This is a genomic window from Streptomyces sp. TLI_105 (genome assembly GCF_900105415.1).
Taxonomy (GTDB): Bacteria; Actinomycetota; Actinomycetes; order Streptomycetales; family Streptomycetaceae; genus Streptomyces.
In genome coordinates this window covers 1,139,955-1,154,753 of sequence record NZ_FNSM01000001.1, presented here as the reverse complement: position 1 = coordinate 1,154,753, position 14,799 = coordinate 1,139,955, and the positions used below count along the sequence as shown (strand labels likewise).

Genomic DNA, 14,799 nt, shown 5'->3' with positions numbered 1-14,799 from the left:
CGGCTGCTTCCGCGTGTCAGCCGCCCGTCACCAGCAGGACCTCCAGGGTGCGCGGCCCGTGCACGCCCTCCACCCGGTCGAGCTCGATGTCGCTCGTCGCGGACGGCCCCGAGATCCAGGTCAGCGGACGCGTCGGATCGAGCCGGGGGAGCGCGAGCGGCACCGAGGCCACCACCTGCTCCGGGGCCCGCACCACGCAGAGGTGCAGATCGGGGACGAGCGTCAGCGCCCGGCGGCCCTGGCCCGGACCGCCGTCCAGGACGATCGTGCCGGTCTCGGCGATCGCCACCGCGCACCCCGTCACCACGGCGTCCGCGCCGTCCAGTTCGTACGGGGTCAGCCGTGGCTCGTCGAACCGCCGCACCGCCTCGGTCGTGGCGAGCCACCCCTCGGGCAGCCCGGGCGGCACGACGACGCTGCGCGCGCCGCGCTCCGCGAGGAGCCGCGCGACGAGCCCGGCCACGCCGTCGGGTGCGGTGCGGTGGACGTGGGCCCGGTAGTCGGCGAGGTTCTCGTGGAGCAGGTCGAGAAGACCGTCGGGGTCGTCCGGGGTGTGGCGCGGCCGGTAGTCGCGTGCGACGGCGGGAGCCTCGGGCGCGCCGGCGACGGCGGCACGGACCCGGGCGAGGACGCGCGCGCGGGAGTCGGTCACGTGCGGATCGGTCATGCGCGGGTCCTCCTCGCGAGGGGCCGGGGGCGGGGCGCGGTCATGCGCGGTGCCGCGGGCGGGGAGTCGGCCGGGCGCGGTTCCACGGGCGGGAGATCGGTCATGCGCGGTTCTTCCTCCACCAGTCGCGGAACGGTTCGGCGGGCATGTCGGGCAGGTCGCGGTGGCCGGTCCACTGGCGGGCGCCGGGCCCCGGCAGCCGCTTCGGGAGCGCCTTCCGGGCCGCGGACGCGAGCCGCTCGCCCGCCGCGAGCACGCCGGGGTGGTCCAGGACCCAGGTGGACGCCTTGATCGCGGCCCGCTCCAGGCGGTGCCCCTTGCCGCCCTCCTCGGCCACCCGCTCGCGCAGGTGCACCAGGACCTCGGGGATGTCGATGGCGACCGGGCACACCTCGTAGCAGGCGCCGCACAGCGAGGAGGCGTACGGCAGCGAGGCGTCGACCTCGCTCGCGGTGCCCCGCAGCTGCGGGGTGAGGATCGCGCCGATCGGACCGGGGTAGACCGAGCCGTACGCGTGACCGCCGGCCCGCTCGTACACCGGGCAGACGTTGAGACAGGCCGAGCAGCGGATGCAGCGCAGCGCCTGCCGCCCCACCTCGTCGGCGAGGGCGTCGGTGCGGCCGTTGTCGAGGAGGACCAGGTGGAAGGCGCTCGGCCCGTCGCCGTCGGTGGTGCCGGTCCACATGCTCGTGTACGGGTTCATCCGCTCGGCCGTCGAGGAGCGCGGGAGCGTCTGGAGGAAGACCTCCAGGTCCCGCCAGGTCGGCACCACCTTCTCCACGCCCACGACCGAGATGAGGGTCTCGGGCAGGGTCAGGCACATGCGGCCGTTGCCCTCGGACTCGACGACGACGAGGGTGCCGGTCTCGGCGACCATGAAGTTCGCCCCGGAGATCCCCACCTTCGCCCGCAGGAACTTCTCCCGCAGGTGCAGCCGGGCCGCCTCCGCCAGCTCGGCCGGGGCGTCGCTCAGCCCCTCCGGCGCCGGACGGCCCCAACCGCCCATCTTCTCGCGGAAGATGTCGCGGATCTCGCCGCGGTTGCGGTGGATCGCCGGGACCAGGATGTGTGAGGGGCGGTCCTCGCCGAGCTGCACGATCAGCTCCGCGAGATCCGTCTCGTACGCGGCGATGCCCTCGGCCGCCAGGTGCTCGTTGAGCCCGATCTCCTGGGTGGCCATCGACTTGACCTTGACCACCTCGGTCTCTCCGGTGGCCCGCACGAGCTCGGTGACGATCCGGTTGGCCTCGGCCGCGTCCGCCGCCCAGTGCACCGTGCCGCCCGCCGCCGTCACCGCCTCCTCCAAGCGGAGGAGGTACGTGTCGAGATGACGGAGCGTCTCGTCCTTGATCCGCTTGCCGGCCTCGCGGAGCGCGGCCCAGTCGTCCAGCTCGGCCACCGCCCGCGCCCGCTTGTCCCGGATGGTGTGGGTCGCGTGCCGCAGGTTGGCGCGCAGGGTCGTGTTCCCGACGGCCGACCGCGCAGCCTCGGGGAAGGCCGGCATCCCCAGAAAAGTCCCGCTCACTTCCAAGGCTCCTCTTCCGTGCTCGCCAGGATCTCCGCCAGGTGCAGCGCCCGCAGCGGCGCCTCCTGCCGCCTCAGCATGCCGCCCACGTGCAGCAGACAGGAGTTGTCCGCGCCGCACAGGACCTCCGCGCCGGTGGACAGCGCGTTCGTGATCTTGTCGGCGCCCATCGCCGCCGAGACGTCCGGGTTCTTCACCGCGAACGTGCCGCCGAAGCCGCAGCACTCCTCCGCGCCCGGCAGTTCCACGAGCTCCAGGCCCTTCACCGCCTCCAGGAGCCGCCGCGGCCGCTCCCCGAGCCCGAGGAGCCGCAGGCCGTGACAGGACGGGTGGTACGTCACCCGGTGCGGGAAGTACGCGCCCACGTCCGTCACGCCGAGCACGTCCACCAGGAACTCCGTCAGCTCGTGCACGCGCGGCGCCAGGGCCTCCGCCTCCGTGCCGAACGACGGGTAGTGGCGGCGGACCATCGCCGCGCACGAACCGGACGGGGTCACCACGTGGTCGTAGCCCTCGAAGGCCCGCACCGTGCGCCGTACGAGCGGTTCGGTCTCCGCGCGGTAGCCCGTGTTGAACTGCGGCTGCCCGCAGCAGGACTGGGCCGCAGGGAAGTCGACCGTCACACCGAGCCGTTCGAGGAGCCGGACCGTGGCCACGCCCGTCGACGGGAAGACGGCGTCGTTGACGCAGGTGACGAAGAGGGCGACACGCATCACGGGTTCCTCGGGGACGGTTCGAGTCGGGCGGCGGCCCTGTCCCAGGCGGCGCCGTCGCCCTGCGGTACGTAGTGTCGCAGGGGGTGCGTCCGCGCGACGAGCCGACGCATCGAACCGAGGTCGCCGACGAGACCGGCGGCGCGCGCCTGGACGAGGACGTTGCCCAGGGCGGTCGCCTCCACGGGGCCCGCGACGACGGGCAGCCCGGTGGCGTCCGCCGTCCACTGGCAGAGCAGGGCGTTACGGGCTCCGCCGCCCACCAGGTGCACCCGCGCGACCTCCCGGCCGGCCAGCTCGGCGGCCTGCCGCAGGGTGCGCCGATGGGCGAGGGCCAGGCTCTCCAGGACGCAGCGGACCACCGCCCCGGGCCCCTCGGGCGCGGGCTGCCCGGTGCGCCGGCAGTGGGCCCGGATCCGCTCCGGCATGTCGCCCGGGGCGAGGAACTCCGGCGCGTCCGGGTCGACGACCGCCGTGAACGGCTCCGCGCGGGCCGCGTCCGCGAGCAGCCCGTCGAGACCGGCGGACAGCCCCCGGCGCTCCCAGGCGCGGCGGCACTCCTCCAGGAGCCACAGGCCCATGATGTTCCGCAGGAAGCGGACCGTGCCGTCGACCCCCCGCTCGTTGGTGAAGTTCGCCGCCCGGGACGCCTCGGTCAGGACCGGCGCGTCCAGCTCCAGACCCGCGAGCGACCAGGTGCCGCAGGAGACGTACGCGAAGTCCGGGTCCGTCGCGGGGACGGCGGCCACGGCCGACGCGGTGTCGTGCGAGGCGACGACCGTCACCGGTGTCCGGGCGTCGAGCCCGGTGAACTCGGCGACGTGGGGGAGGAGTTCGCCCGCCGGATCGCCGGGGGACCGCAGCGGGGGGAGCAGTCCGGGATCGATCGCGAGCCGGCCGAGCAGGTCCTCGGACCACCTGCCTGCGCGGGCGTCGAAGAGGCCCGTCGTGGAGGCGTTCGTCTCCTCGGCGCCGACCGTCCCGGTCAGCCAGTGGACGATCAGGTCCGGCATGAGCAACAGCGTCCTGGCCATGGACAGTTGGGCCGATCCGGCGGCCGAGGCGAGCTGGTAGACGGTGTTGAAGGAGAGGTGCTGGAGGCCGGTGATCCGGTACAGCTCGGCCGGGCCGACCTCTCCCCGTACCGCCTCCGCCGCCCCCTCCGTACGCCGGTCGCGGTAGTGGTACGGCGCGCCGAGCAGCGCGCCGTCGGCGTCGAGGAGCCCGTAGTCCACCGCCCAGGTGTCCACGCCCACCGAGTCGACCCCGTCGGCGCGGGCGGCCGCGCGCAGGCCGTCCAGGACGCCCTGGAAGAGGGCGAGGGCGTTCCAGCGCAGCCCGTCGGGCAGCAGCACCGGGGTGTTGGGGAAGCGGTGGAGCTCGGTGAGGTCGAGCAGGTCGCGCCCGACCCGCCCGAGCATCACACGCCCGCTGGTGGCGCCGAGGTCCGCCGCGGCGAAGACGCCGTGGGGCCCGCCCGTGATTCCGCTCGTCGCGGGAAGGCCGGGGCTCGTCGCGGGGAGACCGGGGCTCGTCGCGGGAAGGCCGGGGCTCATCGCAGGAAGGCGGCGGCGACGCCCGCGTCCACGGGGACGTGCAGACCGGTCGTGTGGCTGAGGTCGCCGCCGGTCAGCGCGAACACCGCGTTGGCCACGTGCTCGGGCAGCACCTCCCGCTTGAGCAGCGTGCGCTCCGCGTAGTACGCGCCCAGCTGGTCCTCCTCGATGCCGTACGTGGCCGCCCGCTGGGCGCCCCACCCCCCGGAGAAGATGCCCGAGCCGCGCACCACCCCGTCGGGGTTGACGCCGTTCACCCGGATGCCGTGCTCGCCCAACTCGGCGGCAAGGAGGCGAACTTGGTGTGCCTGATCGGCCTTGGCGGCGGAGTAGGCGATGTTGTTCGGGCCCGCGAAGACCGCGTTCTTGGAGGCGATGCAGACGATGTCGCCGCCGAGCCCCTGCGCGGTCATGACCCGCGCGGCCTCCCGGGAGACCAGGAACGAACCCCGCGCCATGATCGCGTGCTGGACGTCCCAGTCCTGCGCCGTGGTCTCCAGGAGCGGCTTCGAGATCGAGACGCCAGCGTTGTTCACGACCAGGTCCACCCCGCCGAAGGCGAGCACCGCCGCCCGGAACGCGGCACCGATCTCCTCCTCCGACGTGACGTCCACGGCGACGGCCACCGCCTTGTCGGGGCCGCCGAGTTCCTCCGCCACCTTCGCCGCGCCCGCCGCGTTCCGGTCGGCGACCACCACGCAGGCCCCCTCGGCGGCGAGCCGGTGCGCGATCGCCCGGCCGATGCCGCTGCCCGCCCCCGTCACGAGCGCCACCCGGGTCGCGAGCGGCCGCGGCTTCGGCATCCGCCGCAGCTTGGCCTCCTCCAACTCCCAGTACTCGATGCGGAACTTCTCGGACTCCTCGATCGGCGCGTACGAGGAGACCGCCTCCGCGCCCCGCATCACCTGGATCGCGTTCCCGTAGAACTCGCCCGCCACGCGCGCGGTCTGCTTGTCGCGCCCGAAGGAGAACATGCCCACGCCCGGCACGAGCACGATCGCCGGATCGGCGCCGCGCATCGCGGGGGAGTCCTCGGTGGCGTGCCGGGCGTAGTAGGCGGCGTACTCCTCGCGGTACGCGGTGTGCAGCTCCCGCAGCCGCTCGACCGCCCGGTCGAGGGGCACGTCGGCGGGCAGGTCCAGGACCAGCGGCCGGACCTTGGTCCGCAGGAAGTGGTCGGGACAGGAGGTCCCGAGGGCGGCGAGCCGGGGGTGCCCGGCGCGGGAGAGGAAGTCGAGCACCGGCTCCGAGTCGGTGAAGTGCCCGACCTGCGGACGGTCCTGGGAGGCGAGGGCGCGGACGTACGGGGCGAGCGCGGCGGCCCGCTCCCGCCGCTCGGCCCCGGGCAGCGGACCGTACCCCTCGACCACGGGCCCGAACGGCTCGGGCCCGCCCCGCTCGGCGAGGAAGGATTCGGCGGTGCGGATGATGTGCAGCGCGTTGCGCTCGCACTCCTCCGAGCTCTCGCCCCAGGCGGTGATGCCGTGCCCGCCGAGCACGCAGCCGATCGCCTCGGGGCGGGCCTTCCGCACGGCGGCGATGTCCAGGCCCAGCTGGAAGCCGGGCCGGCGCCACGGCACCCAGACCACCGTGTCGCCGAAGCACTCCGCCGTCAGCTTCTCGCCGTCGGCGGCGCAGGCGAGCGCTGTTCCCGCGTCCGGGTGCAGATGGTCGACGTGCGGCGCGTCCACCAGGCCGTGCATGGCGGTGTCGATGGACGGGGCCGCGCCGCCCCTGCCGTACAGACAGTGGTCGAAGGCGGCGACCATCTCGTCCTCGCGCTCCGCCCCCGGGTAGACCTCGGCGAGCGCGCGCAGCCGGTCCAGACGGAGCACGGCGAGACCGTCCTCGGTGAGGGTGCCGAGATCGCCGCCGGAGCCCTTGACCCACAGGAGGGGGGTCTCGCCCCCGGTCACGGGATCGACGACGGTGCCCTTCGCGGAGACGTTGCCGCCCGCGTAGTTGGTGATGCGGGGATCGGAGCCGAGCCGGTGCGCCCTTTCCAGGAGGGCGGTGACTTCGGGAGGGGTGGGCATGGGGTTCCTTAGGGGGTGAGGGCGTCGGGGGATCGGGGCGGGGCTAGGGCCTGTCTGACAATTCCCGCCGGGTCCGGACCGCCCGGCACGCGCGCTCGCCGCACGGCCGAAACGCCCAAGTAGCTCCGCTACAAGAGCGCCCCGGCCGCACGCCGATCGCACGCACCGAGCGACCCGGCCTGATCCGACGCGAATTGTCAGACAGGCCCTAGGCGCCCCAGCCGGCCTGGTCGCCGCCGACGCGGTCGGCGGCGATCCGTTCCTGCCGTCCCGAGCGCAGGTAGGCGGCGACCGGGTCGGGGTCGAGGCCCCGCTCCGCGCGCAGTTCGCGCAGCAGGGGCCGTACGTCGGTGTCGTAGGCGTCCATCAGGACGGCGTGGGCGGCGAGCACGTCCCCGGCCCGCTGGGCGGCGGCGAGCGCGGCGGCGTCGACGAGGAGGGCCTTCGCGGTGGCCTCCTGGACGTTCATCACCGAGCGGATCACCGCCGGGACCTTCGCCTCCACGTTGTGGCACTGGTCGAGCATGAAGGCGATGTCCGCGGCGGGTTCCAGGCCGCCGTTCCGGACGACCTCGTGCATGATCCGGAAGAGCTGGAAGGGGTCGGCGGCGCCGGCCATCAGGTCGTCGTCGGCGTAGAAGCGGGAGTTGAAGTCGAAGCCGCCGAGCCTGCCCTCCCGGAGCAGCAGGGCGACGATGAACTCGATGTTGGTGCCGGGCGCGTGGTGGCCGGTGTCCACCACGACCCGCGCCTTCGGGCCCAGCTTGAGGCAGTGCGCGTAGGCGGTGCCCCAGTCCGGCACGTCGGTCGTGTAGAAGGCGGGCTCGAAGAACTTGTACTCCAGGAGCAGCCGCTGCCCCTCGCCGAGCCGTGCGTACACCTCGGCCAGGGACTCCGCGAGCCGTTCCTGCCGGGCGGTGACGTCGTCCTGCCCGGGATAGTTGGTGCCGTCCGCGAACCAGAGCTTCAGCTCCGTCGAGCCGGTCGCGTCCATGATGTCGACGCAGTCGAGCAGGTGGTCCACGGCCCTGCGGCGCACGGCCGGGTCGGGGTGGCAGACGCTTCCGAGCCGGTACGCGTCGTCCTGGAAGGTGTTGGAGTTGATCGCGCCCAGCGCGATGCCGCGCTCCTTCGCGTACGCGGCGAGGGCGGCGTAGTCGTCGACCCGGTCCCACGGGATGTGCAGCGACACCCTGGGGGCGATACCGGTGTGGGCGTGGACCTGCGCCGCGTCGTCGAGCTTCTCGTACGGGTTCCGGGGCACGCCGGGCTGCGCGAACACCTTGAAGCGGGTCCCGGAGTTCCCGTAGCCCCAGGAGGGCGTTTCGATCCGTTGGGCGGCGAGTGCGGCCTTCACGGCAGCGATGTCGGGCATGTCCACCTCGGAGCCTTGAAATGAATCGATTCAGTTCGTGGGGGAAGGTAGTCATCGTGTGTGGTGTCGTCAAGACTCTTGACCGGTCGGGTGGCCGCGACCTAGCGTCCGGAGCCGGAGAAAATGAAACATTTCAGTGGAGGGGTCGGATGGCGAAGGGGAACACCCGGCGGGTCTGCTTCCTGCTGAAGGTCCGGCCCGAGCGGATCGAGGAGTACCGGGCGCGCCACCGGCACGTCTGGGCCGACATGCTCGCGGCGCTCTCCGCCGCCGGCTGGCACAACTACTCCCTCTTCCTCCGTGAGGACGGGCTCCTCGTCGGCTACCTGGAGACCCCGGACTTCGACCGGGCCCGCGCCGCGATGGAGGCCACCGAGGTCAACGCCCGGTGGCAGGCGGAGATGGCCGGGTTCTTCGAGGAGCTCGACGGCCGGGCGCCCGACGCCGCCATGGGGCCGCTGACCGAGGTCTTCCACCTCGCGTGAGAGGCCGCGGGAGAGCGGCCGCATAGGATGAATTCACGGGGCGGACCCCGGCCGGACAGGGCGGCGGGAGCAGGACGGACCAGGTGGGACGGATGACGGACACCGCGCGGACGAGCGGGAACGGCGGCGGCGCGGACACTGTCGACGACGCCGGGGGCGGCGGCGCGCGGGCCGGGAGTGCTGAGAGCGCGCGGGCCGGGAAGGGCGGCAGCGCCGGCAGCGCCGGCAGCGCCGGCAGCGTCGGCATCAAGGACGTGGCGCGCGAGGCGGGCGTCTCCGTCGGCACCGTCTCCAACGTGATCAACCAGCCCGACCGGGTCTCACCCGCCACCCTCCAGCACGTCCGCGCGGTCATCGCCCGCCTCGGCTACGTGCGCAGCGAGTCCGCCCGCCAGCTCAGGGCGGGCCGCAGCCGCATCATGGCGCTGCTCGTCCTCGACATGGGCAACCCCTTCTTCGTCGACATCGCCCGCGGCGCCGAGCGCACCGCCCGGGCGGCCGGCCTGGGCGTGATGGTCTGCAACAGCGACCAGAACCCCGCCGACGAGGCCGACTACCTCTCCCTCTTCGCCGAACAGCGCGTCCGGGGCGTCCTGGTCACCCCCGCCGACCCCAGCGGGGCCAACCTGCGCGCGTTCCGCCGGCACGGCATCCCGTCCGTCCTCGTCGACCGGGTGGCGGGCGACGGCGCCGGCTGCTCGGTCTCCGTCGACGACGTCGTCGGCGGCTCCCTCGCGATCCGGCACCTGGTCGCGACCGGTCACCGCTCCTTCGCGTACGTCAGCGGACCCGGCCACCTCCAGCAGGTCCGCGACCGGCGCGAGGGTGCCCTGCTCGCGCTCGCCGAGGCCGGACTGCCCGCCGCGGCGCTGCGGGAACTCCCGGCCGAGCGCCTCGACGTGGCCTCCGGACGGGACGCCGGGTCCCGTCTGCTCGGCCTCGCCGACCGCCCGACGGCCGTCTTCTGCGCCAACGACCTGCTCGCCCTGGGCGTGCTCCAGTCGCTGTACGCGGCGGGGGTCCGGGTCCCGGAGGACATGGCGATCGTCGGCTACGACGACATCGAGTTCGCGGCGGCCGCGACCGTACCCCTGACGTCCGTACGGCAGCCGGCGCTGACCCTCGGGGCGAAGGCCGCCGAGCTGCTCCTGGAGGAGACCGGCGAGCAGGCGGCCGACCACCGGCACGAGCACGTGGTGCTCCAGCCGGAACTGGTCGTCCGCCGCTCGACGCTCGCCGGCCGCTGACCGCCCGTACGAGTCGTCAGCGCACGCCGAGCAGGTGCTCCAGGGCCAGCTGGTCCAGGCGCTCGAAGGCCATCGAGCGCTCCGCGGCCGCGTCCGGGTCGAACGTCTCGTACGCCGTGGGGTCGGCCAGCAGCGCCGCGAGGCCGTCGGCGGCCGTGGGGACGGCGAGCTCGGGCAGCCGGGAGGCGGCGAGCGCCGCCACGACGTCCGGGTCGGCGCGGAAGGCCGCCGCGCGGTCCTTGAGGATCAGGTAGTTCCGCATGCAGTTCTTCGCGGACTCCCACACCCCGTCGAAGCCGTCGGTGCGGACCGGCTTGAAGTCGAAGTGGCGAGGCCCCGCGTACCCGGCCGTCTCCAGCAGGTCCACCAGCCAGAACGCCTGCCGCAGATCGCCCGCGCCGAAGCGGAAGTCCTGGTCGTACTTGATCCCCGACTGGCCGTTCAGATCGATGTGGAACAGCTTGCCCGCCCACAGCGCCTGCGCGATGCCGTGCGGGAAGTTGAGCCCGGCCATCTGCTCGTGGCCGGTCTCCGGGTTCACGCCGACGAGCTCGGGGCGCTCCAGGCGCTCGATGAAGGCGAGGGCGTGCCCGATCGTGGGCAGCAGGATGTCGCCGCGCGGCTCGTTCGGCTTGGGCTCGATCGCGAAGCGCAGGTCGTAGCCCTGCTCGGTGACGTACTGGCCGAGCAGGTCGAAGGCCTCCTTCATCCGGTCGAGCGCGACCCGGACGTCCTTCGCGGCGCCGGACTCGGCGCCCTCCCGGCCGCCCCAGGCGACGTAGGTGGTGGCGCCGAGCTCGACGGCCAGGTCGATGTTGCGGAGGGTCTTGCGCAGGGCGAACCGGCGCACGTCCCGGTCGTTGGCGGTGAAGGCGCCGTCCTTGAAGACGGGGTGGGTGAAGAGGTTCGTGGTCGCCATGGGCACCGCGAGCCCGGTGCGGTCCAGGGCGCCGCGGAAGCGCTTGACGATCGCGTCGCGCTCGGCGTCCGGCGTCCCGAAGGGGATCAGGTCGTCGTCGTGGAAGGTGACGCCGTACGCGCCGAGGGCGGCGAGCCGCTCGACGGCCTCCACGGGGTCGAGGACGGGGCGGGTCGCCTCGCCGAAGGGGTCGCGTCCCTGCCAGCCGACGGTCCACAGGCCGAAGGTGAAGCGGTCCTCGGGGGTGGGTGAGAAGTCCGTCATGGCGTCTCCCTGCTACTGGCGGCCAGATTTGTTTTCTGAGATAACTAATACGGGACGGGCCGGTCCGGCGCCAGCCCCGACGAGCAGAGAGATGAGGTACGCACATGGCGGCGAGCCGCTCCGTCGTGATCGGCGTGGACAGCTCCACGCAGTCCGCCAAGGCGGTCGCCGTCGACGCCGACAGCGGAGAACTCCTCGCCCTCGGCCGCGCCCCGCACACCGTCACCGGCTCCGCCGGGGCGCGCGAGAGCGACCCCGAGGAGTGGTGGACCGCCCTCGCCGCGGCCGTCCGTGCGGCGGTACGGGAGGCGGGCGTCCCGGCGGCCTCCGTCACCGGCATCGCCGTCGCCGGCCAGCAGCACGGTCTCGTCACCCTCGGCCCCGACGGCCGCCCCCTCCGCCCCGCGCTGCTCTGGAACGACACCCGCTCCGCGCCCCAGGCGGCCGCCCTCGCCACCCGCCTCGGCGGCCCCGCGTCCTGGCTGGAGCGGACCGGATCGGTCCCCGTCGCCTCCATGACCGCCGCCAAATGGCAGTGGCTGCGCGAGCACGAGCCGCACCACGCCGACGCGACGACCGGCGTCCGCCTCCCGCACGACCACCTCACCGAGCGCCTCTCCGGAGTCGCCGTCACCGACCCCGGGGACGCCTCCGGCACCTGCTGGTACGGCACCGCCACCGGCGCCTACGACCCCGACGTCCTCGACCTCATCGGCCTGGACCCGGCCCTGCTGCCGGCCGTCGCCCCGTCCGGCGCCACCCGCGTCGGCACCCTCACCCCGGCCGCCGCCGAGGCGCTCGGCCTGCCCCGCACGGTCGCCGTCGCCGCCGGGACCGGCGACAACATGGCCGCCGCCGTCGGACTCGGGCTCGGCGGCGCGGGCCTGCTCGACCACCCCGTCGTCAGCCTCGGCACCTCCGGCACCGTCTTCGCCGCGACCCGCGCCCGCCCCGCCGACCCCGGCCTCGCCGGCTTCGCCGCCACCGACGGCACGTACCTACCGCTCGGCTGCACCCTCAACTGCACGCTCGCCGTGGACCGGTTCGCCGCGCTCCTCGGCCTCGACCGCGAGGACGCCGCACCCGGCGGCGACGGCGGAATCGTCGTACTGCCCTACCTCGACGGCGAACGCACCCCCGACCTCCCGCACGCGGCCGGTCTCGTCACCGGCCTTCGGCACGGCACCGACCCCCGGGCCGTCCTCGGCGCCGCCTACGAGGGCGCGGCCTTCACCGTGCTGCGCGCCCTCGACGAACTCCTCGCCGCCTGCGGCCTCGACCCGGCCGCCCCCGACGTACGGGACCGCCCGCTGCGCCTCATCGGCGGCGGCGCACGCGGCCGCGCCTGGACGGAAACCGTCCGCCGGCTCTCCGGGCGCCCCCTGGTCGTCCCCGCCGCCGACGAACTCGTCGCCCTCGGCGCCGCGGCCCTCGCCGCGAGCGCCGTCACCGGCGCCGACCCCGTCGCCCTGACCACCGCCTGGGGCACCGGCGCGGGCGCGCTCCTGCCCCCGCTCCCGCGCGACGAGGAGACCTGGAACCGGATCGCGACGGTCCTCGCCGCGGCCACACCGACGCTCCTGGGCTGACGCGCGAAGCCCTGTCCCGCCCGCGATCTCCGGGTTACCCTGCGGAAAACGACGGGGGAGACACCATGGCCGCTCTACTGATCCTCTTCGCCGTACTGGGCGGCGTCGGGGCACTGTTGACCATCGTCCTGCTCCGCAGGGGCGGCGGCCGCACGGACACGGTCGACGGCATCCTCCAGGAACAGCAGGCCCTGCACCAGGCCAAGGCCGACCGGGTCTCCTTCGGCCTCGGCGCCCACAACTCCCTGCCCACGGCGAGCGACAGCCACATCCACCGGAAGGGCCGGCCGTGAGAACCGAGGAGCGGCCGGCCCCGTGCCGACGCTCCTGCGCCTGCGTATACGGCTGCGCCTGCGCCTGCGTACACGGCGGAGCGGAACGACGCCTTGGCCGAACTCCGCTCCTCTCTCGTACGATCCCGGCATGACGAATCCGGCGTGAGGAATCCGGCGTGGCGCGTCGCTCTCGGCGTGGTGGTTTCCAGCGCGTTCTTCTGGGCGGTCGCCGGGGCCGTCGACCTGGGACCGGAGCGAAACCGCAAGGGCTACGCCCTCCCCGACGGCGGAGGGTGGTACACACTCGCCCTGTTCGCCGGCTTCACCGTCGCCTACTTCAGCGTGGCCTCCCTCACCGACACGACCGCCGGGCGGAACGCGGCCCTGGTCCCGGCCGCGGGTGCCTGCTTCGGTGTCGTCTCGTGCCTGCTCATGGGCCAGCAGGCGCGGCACCGGGTCGCCGCCGCCGTGATGGCGCTGATCGCATCCGCCCTGCCGCCCGTCGTCCACCTGCGGAACCGCGCACGGCGTGCCCGACTCGGCGCGAACACCCCCTAGCCTCCCGCTGCCGCGTGGAAGCAGCACGTTCCACGGGCATCGCCCGGCGCGGCCAGGAAGGCCTCGACGTCGACCCGGAGCACCTCCTCGCCCGGGGCGTCACGTCCGGCGCGGACATCCTCTGCCGGCTGACGACCCACCCCGACCCCGACCGGTGGCCCGCCCTGGTCTGCGGTCGCCACACCCACGACGACTTCACCCTGTTCCCCTGCGGCAGGGCTGAATTCCTCCGCAAGGTGATTCTGGACGAGTTCGACCCCTACCCGATCAGCGTCGGTCTCTGTGACGCCTCGCCGCGCTACGTGCACCGGCTCGAACAGCAGCGATGCTGGAAAGCGGGTCTGGACCGGTACTCCGGTGAGCCGCTGTCCGTCGACCGGTAGGGGCCGTCGCGGCCCTCGTCGGCGACCGCGCGCCGACAGGGGCGCCGTGCGCCGCCGCGCTCCTCGGACCGCCCGTTGTCAGTGCCGTCGGCTACGTTCGCCCTGTTCGGTCCGACCACCGGGCCGTCGGAGCGGGGGACTTGCAGCGGTGAGCATCCACGTACATTTCCGGGCCGTCGTGGAATCCGAGATCCGGGAGGACCACACCTGGCTCGCGGCGTACATGGCGAAGGCCTGGGACGACCACGCCGTCGAGTACGCGGCCGGTGTCGCCGACTCGATCTCGAAGGTCTGGGACTCCGTCAACGATCTCTACACCGCTGCCGACCCCGCCGGCACCCGTGCCGAAGGCCCCTGGACGCTGCCGATCTACGGCGGCCGTCCTGTGGCCGCCGGCCCCGACGCCGACCTCCACAACCCGCCCATGATCTTCATGGACCCGCCCGAGGTGTCCCAGGCGGCGGACTTCCTCGCGGCCGTCTCCTTCGACGAACTGTGGAACGCCGTCGGCTCCAGGCTCGGGGGCGGCGGTCCGAACGAGGCGCTCTTCCGGCAGGAGTACCTCGAACACCACGAGTCGCTCCGGGGGTTCTACGCGCGGGCCGCTTCCTCGGGCCACGCCGTGGTCAAGGTCGTGTGGGCGTGAAACGGCGACGGCGGTGGTACGCGATCGCCACCGCCGTGAGCAGCGGGGCCCAGGCCAGGAGCGGGAGGTAGCAGGCGCAGAGCAGGGTCTGCTGGAACGGGCTCACCGTGAGGTTGTCGGGGGAGGCCGGGCCGATGCCCGCGTACACCACGTACACGAACCAGCAGGTGAGGGCGGCGAGCCCGAAGGCCCCCGCCAGCGCGGCGAAGGTCGCGCCCCGGGCACCGACGGGACGTCCGCCGAGGAACGGCAGCCGGCGGGGGAACACCTCGCCCCACTCACGGACCAGACCCAGCGTCAGGAAGGCGAGCAGCTCGGCGAGGACGGTGAGCCCGAGTTGGTAGGCGGCCAGGCCGAGAGTCGGGTCGTCGACCCGGGCCACCGGCGCGCCGAACGTCAGGGCGACGCGCCAGAGACCCGACGGCAGGACGATCAGCGGCACGGCGTGGGCGGCGACGGCGGCCCAACGGGGGACGCCCGGCAGGGCCTTGAGCTTCATCATGCCGTCCACACTGCCGCCGGACCGGGGGCCCCGGCATCGCCCCGGCGGCCGCGTCGTCT

15 protein-coding genes are annotated in these 14,799 nt (G+C 73.9%); 7 read left to right on the top strand and 8 right to left on the bottom strand.

Annotated elements, in window-relative coordinates; genetic code table 11:
• Positions 1–16: 16 nt before the first annotated feature.
• From BLW86_RS05265 to rhaI, 6 genes are all read right to left on the bottom strand, one after another.
• Positions 17–667, bottom strand: a complete 651-nt coding sequence (locus BLW86_RS05265) for a LutC/YkgG family protein (protein ID WP_177181562.1) — start codon at positions 665–667, stop codon at positions 17–19.
• Between the two features lie 100 nt (positions 668–767).
• On the bottom strand, positions 768–2,192 hold the full coding sequence (locus tag BLW86_RS05260) for a lactate utilization protein B (RefSeq protein WP_093872925.1): 1,425 nt from the start codon (positions 2,190–2,192) through the stop codon (positions 768–770).
• Positions 2,189–2,905 (bottom strand): (Fe-S)-binding protein, encoded by a 717-nt coding sequence (locus BLW86_RS05255; protein WP_093872924.1) that lies wholly within the window; start codon positions 2,903–2,905, stop codon positions 2,189–2,191. The genes BLW86_RS05260 and BLW86_RS05255 overlap by 4 nt, the downstream gene beginning before the upstream one ends.
• A complete protein-coding gene (locus BLW86_RS05250; RefSeq protein WP_256341644.1) occupies positions 2,905–4,326 on the bottom strand; it encodes a rhamnulokinase in 1,422 nt (473 codons plus the stop codon). Before BLW86_RS05250 ends, BLW86_RS05255 begins: the two co-directional genes overlap by 1 nt.
• A 131-nt stretch (positions 4,327–4,457) precedes the next feature.
• Complete coding sequence (locus BLW86_RS05245) at positions 4,458–6,497, bottom strand: bifunctional aldolase/short-chain dehydrogenase (RefSeq protein ID WP_093872922.1); 2,040 nt, start codon at positions 6,495–6,497, stop codon at positions 4,458–4,460.
• A 208-nt stretch (positions 6,498–6,705) separates the two neighbouring features.
• Positions 6,706–7,872: an L-rhamnose isomerase gene (gene rhaI / locus BLW86_RS05240; protein ID WP_093878503.1), complete on the bottom strand. Its 1,167-nt coding sequence runs from the start codon at positions 7,870–7,872 to the stop codon at positions 6,706–6,708.
• 149 nt (positions 7,873–8,021) lie between these two features.
• On the opposite strand from rhaI, the gene BLW86_RS05235 reads away from it, so the two are divergent.
• Both BLW86_RS05235 and BLW86_RS05230 read left to right on the top strand, forming a co-directional pair.
• Positions 8,022–8,357, top strand: coding sequence for an L-rhamnose mutarotase (locus tag BLW86_RS05235; protein ID WP_093872921.1), 336 nt, complete (start codon positions 8,022–8,024; stop codon positions 8,355–8,357).
• A gap of 92 nt (positions 8,358–8,449) precedes the next feature.
• Positions 8,450–9,604, top strand: coding sequence for a LacI family DNA-binding transcriptional regulator (locus BLW86_RS05230; protein WP_256341224.1), 1,155 nt, complete (start codon positions 8,450–8,452; stop codon positions 9,602–9,604).
• Positions 9,605–9,620: 16 nt separating this feature from the next.
• Here the strand turns inward: BLW86_RS05230 and xylA are convergent, their stop codons facing one another.
• Entirely contained in the window at positions 9,621–10,787 is a 1,167-nt protein-coding gene (xylA, locus tag BLW86_RS05225; RefSeq protein WP_093872920.1) for a xylose isomerase, read from the bottom strand.
• 104 nt (positions 10,788–10,891) lie between these two features.
• Here xylA and xylB point away from each other — a divergent pair, with 104 nt between their 5' ends.
• From xylB to BLW86_RS05200, 5 genes are all read left to right on the top strand, one after another.
• Positions 10,892–12,376: a xylulokinase gene (gene xylB, locus BLW86_RS05220; protein WP_093872919.1), complete on the top strand. Its 1,485-nt coding sequence runs from the start codon at positions 10,892–10,894 to the stop codon at positions 12,374–12,376.
• A 65-nt stretch (positions 12,377–12,441) separates the two neighbouring features.
• On the top strand, positions 12,442–12,669 hold the full coding sequence (locus BLW86_RS05215; protein WP_093872918.1) for a hypothetical protein: 228 nt from the start codon (positions 12,442–12,444) through the stop codon (positions 12,667–12,669).
• 144 nt (positions 12,670–12,813) lie between these two features.
• Positions 12,814–13,209: a hypothetical protein gene (locus BLW86_RS05210; protein WP_143060226.1), complete on the top strand. Its 396-nt coding sequence runs from the start codon at positions 12,814–12,816 to the stop codon at positions 13,207–13,209.
• Between the two features lie 14 nt (positions 13,210–13,223).
• Positions 13,224–13,592, top strand: a complete 369-nt coding sequence (locus BLW86_RS05205) for a hypothetical protein (RefSeq protein WP_177181561.1) — start codon at positions 13,224–13,226, stop codon at positions 13,590–13,592.
• A 148-nt stretch (positions 13,593–13,740) separates the two neighbouring features.
• Complete coding sequence (locus tag BLW86_RS05200; protein WP_093872916.1) at positions 13,741–14,238, top strand: DUF1877 family protein; 498 nt, start codon at positions 13,741–13,743, stop codon at positions 14,236–14,238.
• On the opposite strand, the gene BLW86_RS05195 is transcribed toward BLW86_RS05200, so the two are convergent.
• Positions 14,219–14,740, bottom strand: a complete 522-nt coding sequence (locus BLW86_RS05195; RefSeq protein WP_093872915.1) for a hypothetical protein — start codon at positions 14,738–14,740, stop codon at positions 14,219–14,221. The genes BLW86_RS05200 and BLW86_RS05195 overlap by 20 nt on opposite strands.
• Positions 14,741–14,799: the final 59 nt, after the last annotated feature.